The organism is Streptomyces sp. NPDC057474, from assembly GCF_042802555.1.
Classification (GTDB): Bacteria; Actinomycetota; Actinomycetes; order Streptomycetales; family Streptomycetaceae; genus Streptomyces.
Genome location: NZ_JBHVDX010000358.1, coordinates 1 through 6,692, shown reverse-complemented (window position 1 = coordinate 6,692; position 6,692 = coordinate 1). Strand labels below are relative to the sequence as shown.

Here is a 6,692-nt window from a genome sequence, read left to right as displayed (position 1 = left end):
AGAGCTACCTCGCCGGCCTCCACCTCCGTGCCTCGATGATCTGGATCAACGACCTCCTGAAGGCCAGCTGATCACAACGTCACACAGGCCCTAGCTGGACAGGTGATCCGCAGCGCCTTGTGCTGGTCGCAGGATCCGCCAGCCACGACCGCCCCTCCTCTCACTCGCCATCATGAAAGTTGAAATTTCGCTACTTAGCATCACCTGTGCTAGGGGTCGGTTGGCTGGGCAAGTTCTTCACGCGCGGCCCGGCACCGGGCCGCGCTGCCCGTGACGGCCGGTACGGTCTGGGGCCCGCGGCCGGGATCACACCAGTACTGGGTGCACGAACAGCTCATCCACCAGGAGGTTTCGTTGTCCAACCAACCGCAGAATTCCGCAGTTGAGATCCCCGGTGTCCGCCGGCTGCTCCTGGCGGAGACGGATCCGCCCCGGCTGACCGGTGAGCAGACGGCGGCGATGACGCGCAGGTGGGACGAGGCTGTCGCGGCCAATCCGTCACTGTTCGACGGGCCGACGGTGGTGTGTGCGGGCCTGGAGCGGAAGGACCCGGAGACCCTGTTGCTGACCTGGTATCGGGCGACCTACCGCCTGTACCTCCTGCGGCTGGACCCGGTTCACGCGGTGACAGCGCCGTCGGTGTTCGTGACCGTGGCGCAGCCCACGGACGACGGCCGGCTGCTGGTGGGGCGCATGGCGTCATCCACCGCCGCTCCCGGGCGCTGGCAGCTGCCCGGCGGGACGATCGAACCGCCCCAAGAGAGCGGCACTTCCCTGGACTTGGAAGAACTGCGTCGGCATGCCGCGCGGGAGCTGGCCGAGGAGGTCGGTCGGGACGTCCCGCCGGGGGAGTTGGAGCTGTGGACGGTGACCCGCGGCGACAAGGGCAACGTGGGCATCCACTTCCGTACGCCCGCCTGCCCGGCCGCCACGCTCACCGAGCAGTACACCGCGCTCGTAGCCGGGGAGAGCGCCCAGGGCCGCACCCCGGAGCTGGACCGCATCGCATTCATCCGGTCCGACGCCGACGTGGTTGGACTCGGCGGCCGCAGCGCCGACTTCCTCTCGGTCCTCGCCGCCCGCCACGCCGCAACCGGCACGACCGGTCAGGCCTACGTACGGAGGTAGCAGATGGCGGCCAGACCCACAGGCGCCCGTAAGCATCCGGCCGGACAACTGCCCGGCTCCGAGATGGACGAGGAGATTCTCGCCGAGCTGGCGAAGGAACTCGCCAACGCCGCCCGCACCTGTGTCCCGGTCCGGCTGCTGTCCGAGCGCTTCCCGGGCCTGACCGTGCAGGACGCCTACCGCATCCAGCGGATCAACATGGAGGCCCGGGCTGCGGCGGGGGACCGGATCGCCGGTCACAAGATCGGTCTGACCTCGACCGCCATGCAGGAACAGATGGGCATCGGCGAGCCCGACTCCGGGGTCGTAGCCCAGAGCATGGTCGCGCCGGGCGGAGGCCTGTTGCGGGCGGCCGACTTCATGAACCCCCGGATCGAAACCGAGATCGCCTTCCGGCTCGGACGCGACCTGCCGGGGCCCTCGGACCTCGACACCGTCCGTTCGGCCGTAGCGGAGGCGTTCCTCGCGTTCGAGATCCTCGACACCGTCTTCCCGAGCTGGGACATCACGCTCGTCGACAGCATCGCCGACAACGCCGCCTGCGCCGGCGTCATCACCGGCCCGGCCGTCCCCTTCGACCCGGCCTGGGACCTGGCCGCAGAGAAGATCCGCCTGGAAGCGGACGGGGAGGTCGTCGCGATCGGGGAGGGAGGCGACGTTCTCGGCGACCCGCTGAAGGCCCTGGTCTGGCTGACGCATCGGCTGCCCGTCCTGGGCACGCCCCTGCGCGCCGGAGACATCGTCCTGGCCGGCTCGGTCCACGCAAGCCTCCAACTCACCCCCCGAACACACTTCCGGGCCACATCCACCCGGCTCCCCGCCGTCCAGCTGCGGGTCGACTGACTCGCCATACGCACCAGGAGCACCACACATGGCACCGACCACCGTGAACACGGCCGTCCTGGGCTCTGGCTTACTCGGCCTCGACCTGGTCGAGCGCATCCAGAACTCCCCGAACCTGAACTGCGGGCTCGTCGTCGGCCGCACCCCCAACAGCCGAGGACTGACACAGGCCGCCGAATTGGGCTGCGTGACCACAGCGGGCGGCGTCGCCGCGCTGCTGGGATCGGAGCAGACCTTCGGCATCGTCTTCGACGCCACCAACGCCTTCGAGCACCCGGAGCACTGGGCCCGGCTCGCCGGGACCGGTGCGACGCTCATCGACCTCACCCCGACCAGCGCCGGTGCGCTGATCGTGCCGGCCGTGAACGGCGACCAGGCCGCCCGGCACCAGCACATCAGCCTCGTCTCCTGCGGCGGCCAGGCGGCGATCCCCCTCCTGCACGCCCTGACCCGGCACTACCGGCCCGAGTATGTGGAGATGGTGGCCACGGCCGCCAGCGTCAGCGTGGGCCGGGCCAGTCGCCTCAACCTCGACGAGTACGTGGAGACGACCCAGGGCGCCATCCGCCAGTTCACCCACACCGCCACGGCCAAGGCGATGCTGAACATATCCGCGGCCGCACCGCCGCCGCCGTTCCGCATCGCGGTGACGATGATCGCCCCCGGGATGGAGCAGGACCTGGTCGGCGATGTCGTGGAGTCCGCCGCAGCGGACCTGCGGGTCTTCGTGCCCGGCTACCGGGTGACCTCGTGCACCGTCACCGGCGACACCGTCCGTGTGATCGCGGAGGTGTCCGTCACCCGCAGCCGTGTGCCGGTGCACGCCGGGAACCTCGAAGTGATCAGCGCCGCCGCCCTCCACGCCGCCGAGCAGCACGCCCTCGCCAAGGCCCCCGCGCTCAAGGAGTCCAGCCGATGACCCAGCAGACTCAAGCCCCGGTGATCGTGCATGACCCCACCCTGCGCGACGGCCAGCACGCCGTGCGCCACCAGCTGGACCGCGAGCAGATCCGGGCCTACGCCGCAGCGGTCGACGCAGCCGGTGTGCCCGTGGTCGAAGTCGGCCACGGCAACGGCCTGGGAGCATCGTCCGTGCAGGTCGGCTGCAGCAGGATCAGCGACGACGCGATGCTCGCCACCGCCCGCGAGGCCCTCACCAGAAGCAGGCTGGCCACCCTCATGCTGCCCGGCTGGGCCACCACCGCCGACCTGCGCAACGCCGTCCGCCACGGCGTCGACGTCGTCCGCGTCGCCGCGCACTGCACCGAGGCCAGCGTCACCGAACGCCACCTGGGCGTCATCCGCGAACTCGGCGCCGAGGCACAGGGCGTGCTGCTGATGAGCCACATGGCCACTCCCGGCGAACTCGCCGAGCAGTGCGCGGCGATGGCCGGCTACGGGGCGCAGGCGGTGTGCGTGTTCGACAGCGCCGGTCACTACCTGCCCGGCGACGTCACCGCCCGGATCACCGCCATCACCGCGGCGGTGGACGTGCCGGTGGCCTTCCACGGGCACAACAACCTCGGCATGGCCGTGGCGAACTCCATCGCAGCCATCAAGGCCGGGGCCCGCACGATCGACGCCTGCGCCCGGGGGTTCGGTGCGGGCGCGGGCAACACCCAGCTGGAAGTCCTCGTTGCCGTGCTGGAGCGCTGCGGGCACCCCACCGGGATCGACCTGCGGCGGCTGGCCGATGCCGCCGACCTCGCCGAGAAGACGCTGATGCCAGCCCCGCCGACGATCGACTCCACGAGTCTGGCATCCGGGCTGGCCGGGGTGTTCTCCGGGTTCAGGAGCCCGTGCTGGCCGCCGCCGAACGAGAGGGCGTGCACCCCTGGGACATCTTCGTCGAGCTGGGCCGGCGCAGGGTCACCGCCGGGCAGGAAGACGTGATCCCGGACGCGGCCCGCAGCCTGGCAACGCAAGGAGCGAACTGGTGACACAGACACCCGCCGCCCCGGCCGGGGTCTGGTTCGTCACGCCCGGCCACACCCCGGCCCGTTTCCCGGCCGCGCACGGCTGCGGCGCGGATGTCGCCCTGGTCGACCTGGAGGACTCCGTGCCCGCCGGGGAAAAACAGGCCGCCCGCCAGGCCGCCGCCGCGTTCTTCACCACCCCGTCGGTGACCGGGAGCGTCCTTGGGGTGCGGATCAGCTCTCCCACCACCCGGGACGGCATCCTCGACCTGGCGGCCATCGCCGACTACCCGGGCCGGCCGGACGTCGTACTGATACCCAAGGTGGAATCCGCCCGCGATTTCGAGATCGTCGCCGGGGCCCTCGACACCCCCGGCTACCTGCCGCATCTGTACGCGCTGATCGAGACCCCCGGCGCGCTGCAGGAGCTGCCGTCGATCGTGCGGGCCGGGCGCATCGCCGGAGTGGTGTTCGGGACGGCCGACTACGCGACGGCCACCGGCTGCTCCCAGGCCTGGGAGACGCTGCTTCACGCCCGGTCCGCCCTCGTCACCAGCGCCGCCGCCGCAGGCATCCTGGCCATCGACTCCCCCTACTTCGACCTGGACGACCCGGACGGACCGCGGAGTGAAGCCGGGCGGGCCAGGGCCCTCGGGTTCGCGGGGAAGTGCTGTGTGCACCCCCGTCAGCTCCCCGTCGTCACGAACGTGTTCACCCCGACCGAGGAGGAGGTCGCCGCCGCCCGTGCCACCGTGGCGGCCGCCGAGGAGGCGGGCGGCCGCATCGTCCGCGTCGCCGGGCAGATGGTCGGCCCGCCCATGGTCAAGCCCGCCCGCACCCTACTGGCCCGCGTCGACGGCCGCGCCCGCCGCGAGGTGAACACATGAACCCCCACCCCGTGCCCGCCGGGTACCGGCGGATCGCCGAAGGCCGCTACCGGGAAGTCGTCGGCCTCGGCTACCACGAACTGCACGAGGGCATGGTCATCGAGCACCGCCCCGGCCGCACCGTCACCGAGGCCGACAACGTCCTGATGACCACGCTCGGCGGCAACGACGCCCCGATCCACACCGACGCCCACTACAGCGGCCACACCGAGTGGGGCAGGCCCGTGGTGTGCAGCAGCATCACCCTCCACATCGTCGGCGGGATGACCGTACGCAGCACCAGCGGCCTCACCACCGCCAATCTCGGCTTCGAGGACATCCGCTTCACCCACCCGGTCTTCACGGGCGACACCCTCTACGCGCAGACCGAGATCACGGGCCGCCGCCTGTCCGAAAGCCGCCCGGACACCGGGATCGTCACCTGCCGCACGACCGGCCACAACCAGGACGGCACGACCGTCATCACCTTCACCCGCAGCTTCTTCGTCCCCGTCGACGCCGATGCCGTCCGCGACCGCACCAACTACTAGAAGAGGGAGGCGCCATGCCTGACGCGATCGAGATCGTGGAGGCCGACGACGAGCTGTGGCAGCAGTACGACGCCCTCGCCACCCGCAGCTACGGCCATCCCGTACGCGACATCACCCGCCTGCGCCCGCACGCCGACATCCGTGTCGCCCTCCGGGACGGGCGGGTCATCGCCGGCGGCCTCGGCATCCTCGCCCCGCAGCTCTTCGGCGGAGCCCCCGTGCCCTCCGCACTGCTCAGCGCCGGATGCGTCGCCCCCGAAGAACGCGGCGCCCACCTCGCCGTCGACACGCTCGCCGAGCGGCTCCGCCACCTGCGCGACCAGGGCGCGGTGCTCTCCACCCTGTGGACAGCATCCAACGGGCACGTCCGCCGACTCGGCTGGGAAGCCCCCGTCCCAGTGTTCGCATGGTCCATCGCCACCGACGACCTCAAACGAAGCTTCACCCGCAAAGGAATGCCCGTCGAACACGGCCGGACCATAGAAGCCGACGAGCTGCAGCGCCGCCTGGCCCGGCAGTGGAACGGGCCCGTCCTTCGCCCGGACTGGTGGCCGGCCTGGATCGACGACAAACAGCAGCTGACCACCTACCGGTTCGGCCCCGAGCGATCCCCCACAGGGCTGCTGTCCTTCGCCATGAAACGGCACGAGCGGCACGGCATGCAGCTGACCGTGCACGACTTCTGGGCCGCCGACGAGGAAACCGCCGGCGAGATGATGGCGTTCCTCGCCGGCCATCACACCCGCGCCCCGGTCATTCACTTCCGGCGCTCCACTCTCCCTCCGTACCCGGCGCTGCTGCACCGTCTCCACCGGTACCGGCTGACGGCAGAAGCGTGGCACCCGGGGATGCTCCGCATCCTCGACCTCCAGGGAGCAGTGCGGCTGCGTGGCTGGCCGGACGACATCGACATCGCCGTACCCGTGGACATCGCGAGCGAGAACGGCGAGACCTGGGACCACTATCTGCTCGAAGTGAAGGGCGGCGCCGGACAGATCACCGAGACGCCCACCGGTGGCGAAGTCCGGCTCACCCGGCGGCAGCTGGCCGTCTGGTACGCCGGCGGCTACCGGACAGCAGCCGCAGCACGCCTCGCGGGAGTCACCACCAGGTCCGACAAAGTACTCAACGCACTGATCCGCACTACGGACCACGAACCCTGGCTGCCCGACCACTTCTAAGGTCTGTCCCAGCTGAGCTCGTCCTGCCGTTCTGGCGTGAGTTCACGCCGGTCATTTGTAGGATCGGTGAGCCCGAGGACTCCGGGTATAGCAGTGAGCGTGTCGCCGCTCGTTGGCTGAGAAGACTTGGCTGCCGGAGCCTGTGACAGAAGTACGCGGGGACGGCTGGGCACCTGAGCGCGGCTTCGTGCCGGCCTGGAATCAAGC

General features: G+C 70.7%; 6 protein-coding genes and 1 pseudogene. All 7 read left to right on the top strand.

Going from position 1 to position 6,692, the window contains the following annotated elements:
* Positions 1-354: 354 nt before the first annotated feature.
* The 7 genes and pseudogenes from ACFU53_RS45620 (at position 355) to eis (ending at position 6,485) form a co-directional block, all read left to right on the top strand.
* A complete protein-coding gene (locus ACFU53_RS45620; RefSeq protein WP_384006010.1) occupies positions 355-1,128 on the top strand; it encodes an NUDIX domain-containing protein in 774 nt (257 codons plus the stop codon).
* Positions 1,129-1,131: 3 nt separating this feature from the next.
* Positions 1,132-1,971, top strand: a complete 840-nt coding sequence (locus ACFU53_RS45615; protein ID WP_384006008.1) for a 2-keto-4-pentenoate hydratase — start codon at positions 1,132-1,134, stop codon at positions 1,969-1,971.
* Positions 1,972-1,999: 28 nt separating this feature from the next.
* Entirely contained in the window at positions 2,000-2,890 is an 891-nt protein-coding gene (locus ACFU53_RS45610) for an acetylating acetaldehyde dehydrogenase (RefSeq protein WP_384006006.1), read from the top strand.
* Positions 2,887-3,911, top strand: a pseudogene (gene dmpG / locus ACFU53_RS45605) (4-hydroxy-2-oxovalerate aldolase). The gene ACFU53_RS45610 and the pseudogene dmpG overlap by 4 nt, the downstream one beginning before the upstream one ends.
* Positions 3,908-4,774, top strand: a complete 867-nt coding sequence (locus ACFU53_RS45600; RefSeq protein WP_384006004.1) for an HpcH/HpaI aldolase/citrate lyase family protein — start codon at positions 3,908-3,910, stop codon at positions 4,772-4,774. The pseudogene dmpG and the gene ACFU53_RS45600 overlap by 4 nt, the downstream one beginning before the upstream one ends.
* The gene (locus tag ACFU53_RS45595; RefSeq protein ID WP_384006003.1) at positions 4,771-5,304 is read left to right on the top strand and encodes a MaoC family dehydratase; all 534 of its coding nucleotides are present in this window, start codon (positions 4,771-4,773) and stop codon (positions 5,302-5,304) included. Before ACFU53_RS45600 ends, ACFU53_RS45595 begins: the two co-directional genes overlap by 4 nt.
* Positions 5,305-5,318: 14 nt before the next feature.
* Positions 5,319-6,485 (top strand): enhanced intracellular survival protein Eis, encoded by a 1,167-nt coding sequence (gene eis, locus ACFU53_RS45590; protein ID WP_384006002.1) that lies wholly within the window; start codon positions 5,319-5,321, stop codon positions 6,483-6,485.
* The last annotated feature ends 207 nt before the right edge of the window (positions 6,486-6,692 follow it).

Coding starts and splice junctions, on each gene's coding strand:
- ACFU53_RS45615 (WP_384006008.1), top strand. CDS start 1,132: ATGGCGGCCAGACCCACAGGCGCCCGTAAGCATCCGGCCGGACAACTG.
- ACFU53_RS45610 (WP_384006006.1), top strand. CDS start 2,000: ATGGCACCGACCACCGTGAACACGGCCGTCCTGGGCTCTGGCTTACTC.
- ACFU53_RS45595 (WP_384006003.1), top strand. CDS start 4,771: ATGAACCCCCACCCCGTGCCCGCCGGGTACCGGCGGATCGCCGAAGGC.
- eis (WP_384006002.1), top strand. CDS start 5,319: ATGCCTGACGCGATCGAGATCGTGGAGGCCGACGACGAGCTGTGGCAG.